General features: G+C 64.2%; 3 protein-coding genes. All 3 read left to right on the forward strand.

Annotated features, from left to right (window positions below; translation table 11 throughout):
* Nucleotides 1-500, forward strand: a 500-nt coding sequence (folE, locus tag AHiyo1_RS14015; RefSeq protein ID WP_059388980.1) for a GTP cyclohydrolase I FolE, incomplete at its 5' end; no start/stop codon positions are given.
* 271 nt (nt 501-771) lie between these two features.
* Nucleotides 772-1,989, forward strand: coding sequence for a formaldehyde dehydrogenase, glutathione-independent (gene fdhA / locus AHiyo1_RS14020; RefSeq protein ID WP_059388981.1), 1,218 nt, complete (start codon nt 772-774; stop codon nt 1,987-1,989).
* A 239-nt stretch (nt 1,990-2,228) separates the two neighbouring features.
* Nucleotides 2,229-3,226 (forward strand): molybdopterin molybdotransferase MoeA (locus AHiyo1_RS14025; protein WP_253257348.1); only part of this gene is annotated, 998 nt, incomplete at its 3' end.

A 3,226-nucleotide genomic window follows, 5' to 3' on the forward strand; every position in this document is an offset into this window, starting at 1 on the left:
CGGACAGGCCCGGCCTGGTTGAGACCCCCGCGCGCGTCGCCCGCGCAGCGGCGGAAATGTACGGCGGCCTCCACGAAGACCCCCTCGCCGTGCTGGACAAGACGTTTGACCTTGGCCATGAAGAACTCGTCATCGTCAAGGACATACCCTTTTACTCGACCTGCGAGCATCACCTGGTCCCGTTCCACGGCGTAGCCCACGTCGGATACATCCCCTCCCCGGATGGATTCGTCACGGGGCTGAGCAAGCTCGCCCGACTGGTGGACACCTTCGCTCGAAGGCCCCAAGTTCAGGAGCGGCTCACGACGCAGGTGGTTGATGCCCTGGTCACTTCGCTTCGACCCCTCGGTGCGATCGTCGTCGTCGAGTGTGAACACCTATGCATGTCCATGCGGGGCGTCAGAAAACCAGGGTCAAAGACCATCACCTCCGCGGTGCGGGGCGAGCTCCGGCTGCCGGCCGCCCGCGCAGAAGCACTGAGCCTCATACTCGGCCGCTGAAAACCTCTGGACATGACCCGTTCGGCTCACGTAACATATTTCTGATATATCTTTAATCTAAGATCGCCATATCAGCATGGTTGCCTCTCTCATCCCCTGAACCGGTCTTGGGGAATCGCGTTTCCCGTAAGCGGTGCTTCGGTTGCCTGAATGCCTGGGGAGGTAAGCGCCGGAGCACCGCTTACGGGCAACGGGCAAGCCGTTGGCAACTGTTTTAGCGAATGTCCGACCACTGAATCAAAACACCATGAAATGGCCCTTAGGAGTGTCCATGTCAGGAAACAGAGCAGTCGCATACAAGGAACCTGGCGTAGTCGAGATCATTGACACCGACTACCCGACGTTCGAGCTCAAGGACGGCCCCGGCGTCAACCCCGCCAATGTCGGGCGGAAGGTGCCCCACGGAGCGATCCTGCGCACCGTGACCACAAACATCTGCGGCTCCGACCAGCACATGGTGCGCGGCCGCACCACCGCACCGCGGGACCTGGTCCTCGGTCATGAGATCACCGGCGAAGTGGTGGAAGTTGGCCCGGATGTGGAATTCATCAAGGTCGGCGACATCGTATCGGTGCCTTTCAACATCTCCTGTGGCCGCTGCCGGAACTGCAAGGAACGCAAGACCGGCATCTGCCTGAACGTCAACCCGGACCGGCCACGCAGCGCCTACGGCTACGTCGACATGGGCGGATGGGTCGGAGGCCAGGCCGATTATGTTCTGGTGCCTTATGCGGACTGGAACTTGCTGAGGTTCCCGGACCGGGACCAGGCCTTGGAGAAGATCATGGACTTGACCATGCTCTCGGACATTTTCCCCACCGGCTTCCACGGAGCAGTCACGGCCGGGGTCGGGGTCGGCTCTACCGTCTACATCGCAGGCGCAGGCCCGGTCGGCCTGGCGGCGGCCGCCGGAGCGCAACTGCTCGGCGCAGCAGTCGTCATTGTGGGTGACATCAACGAAGACCGCCTCGTCCAGGCCAGGTCATTCGGTTGCGAAACCGTCAATGTCTCCAAGGGCGACCCCAAGGACCAAATCGAGCAGATCCTCGGCGTCCCGGAAGTGGACTGCGGCGTCGACGCCGTCGGATTCGAAGCCCGCGGACACGGCAAGGACGCCTCGCACGAAGCGCCGGCCACCGTGCTGAATTCCCTCATGGACATCACGGCCGCTGGAGGTGCCTTGGGCATACCCGGCCTGTACGTCACTGGCGATCCAGGTGGAATCGACGACGCTGCCCAGCATGGTTCCCTCTCACTCTCCCTCGGCACGGGATGGGCCAAATCCCTGTCCTTCACTACAGGCCAGTGCCCCGTGATGAAGTACAACCGGCAACTGATGATGGCGATCCTGCATGACAAAGTCCAGATCGCCAAAGCCGTCAACGCCAAGGCCATCGCGTTGGAGGACGCACCCCGCGGGTACGCCGAGTTCGATGCGGGAGCCGCAACGAAGTACGTGCTGAACCCCAACGGTTACGTCAAGGCCTAGGCGCCGCGTTTCACGGGCCGGGCCTGGTCTGGCTCGTTTGCTCCCCGAAGGACGGCGTTAAGGGCCAAGAAGGTGCCTTAACGCCGTTCCCGGGGAGCAGGATCTCATTCGAAAAGCCTTCAGATAAGGGGCAAGGCTTGCCTGCTCACGATTTAGTCGATCGCGGCGGTGAACAGCGTCGGCCTTCGGGTCGACCGGCCGTCGGGAAGTCCGCGACGAGCTGGTCTGAGGCCCGCCGATTGGCATTCGATTGTGCCGCCCCCATCCCGGCGCTGCCCGTGCCCCTGGCGGAAAGCATCGGACGCACGCTTTCCCGGGCCGTCACAACGAGCCAAGACCTACCGCACTACGCGTCCTCGGCCATGGACGGCTGGGCCGTCAGCGGCAGCGGACCCTGGACCTTGGTGAAACCGGGACAACCGCTGGCACCGCACCGTGCCAGCCCCATAGCCACCGGCGGACTGGTGCCTACCGGTACCGACGCCGTATTACGCCGTGAAAGTGGCCGGACAAGCGATGACATGGCGGGCGTGCCCGCTCTGACCCTCGGCTCCGAAGCAAGGCCCGGCGAACCGCGAAGCGGCCAGCATATCCGCCAAGCAGGCGAGGAAGCCGCTGCAGGCGAAATGCTGATCCCCGCAGGCACCGTGCTCAATCCCGCCCATATCGCCCTTGCCGCGATCGCCGGCCACGACGAGCTGCACGTCTTTGGCAAGCCACGAGTCACGATCCTGTTGACGGGCGCGGAAGTGGTGACCTCCGGGCTGCCCGGGCCGGGTCAGGTCAGGGACGCATTCGGCCCGCAACTGGGCACGGTGCTGGCAATGCTGGGAGGCGTCCCGGCGGGACAGCGAAGAATCGGGGACTCATATCACGAGTGGCTCGCCGCCCTCAGCGATACGGGCAGCCGCCCGGTGGAGCGGCCCGACGTCGTCATCACCACAGGCGGAACCGGCCGCTCCGGAACGGACCACTTCCGCAACGCCATAGCCGCGCTAGGCGGGAGGCTGCTGCTGGATGGCATCGCAATGCGTCCCGGACATCCCGCGGTACTGGCCGAACTGCCGGACGGGCGCTTCGTCATCGGACTGCCTGGAAACCCTCTGGCCGCCATGATGGCGCTGATGACCATTGCGGCGCCCCTGATCGCGGCACTAGGACACCGTCCGCGCCCGAACCTCGGCCAGGTAACCTCCGGTACCGCAATTGACCCTGATCCGGGTCGCACCCGCCTCAT

This window comes from Arthrobacter sp. Hiyo1 (genome assembly GCF_001263615.2).
GTDB lineage: Bacteria > Actinomycetota > Actinomycetes > Actinomycetales > Micrococcaceae > Arthrobacter.